At 80.2% G+C, this 516-nt stretch carries 1 protein-coding gene; it reads left to right on the forward strand.

Features of this window, described 5'->3' with window-relative positions; translation table 11 throughout:
* Positions 1–516 (forward strand): VWA-like domain-containing protein (locus FRZ03_RS40275; protein WP_261398991.1); only part of this gene is annotated, 516 nt, incomplete at both ends.

Genomic DNA, 516 nt, shown 5'->3' on the forward strand with positions numbered 1-516 from the left:
GGCCGGCGTCGCGGCCCGGCCCCACCGCGGAGCGGGCCTGGCTGGGCCGCGGCAGGGGCGCCGACGGGCAGCCCCGGCCCGGGGAACTGGGGCCCGGGGGGGCCCGGGGACACCGGCCAGGCCGGCGCCGCCCGCCGCCCCGGGTCTGCGTGGTGATCGACACCTCCGGTTCGGTCAGCGACGCCGAACTGGGCAGCGCGCTGCTGGAGGTGGCCGCGATCTCACGGGCGGTGGGCGGCCGCCGGGACCTGGTCTCGGTGATCTCCTGCGACGCGGCGGCCGGCATCGCCGTCCCCCTCTGCCGCGCCGAGAGCATGACACTGATCGGCGGTGGCGGAACCGACCTGCGCTCGGGCTTCGCCCAGGCCCTGCGCTCGCGCCCCCGCCCGGACGTCGTCGTCGCGCTGACCGACGGCCAGACCCCGTGGCCCTCCGCCCAGCCGCCCTGCCGCACCGTCGTCGGCCTCTTCCCGCGCCCACGGCGGCGGCCCGGCCGGGGTGTAGTCGGGGTCCTCC

It is taken from the genome of Streptomyces misionensis, assembly GCF_007896895.1.
GTDB lineage: Bacteria > Actinomycetota > Actinomycetes > Streptomycetales > Streptomycetaceae > Streptomyces > Streptomyces misionensis_A.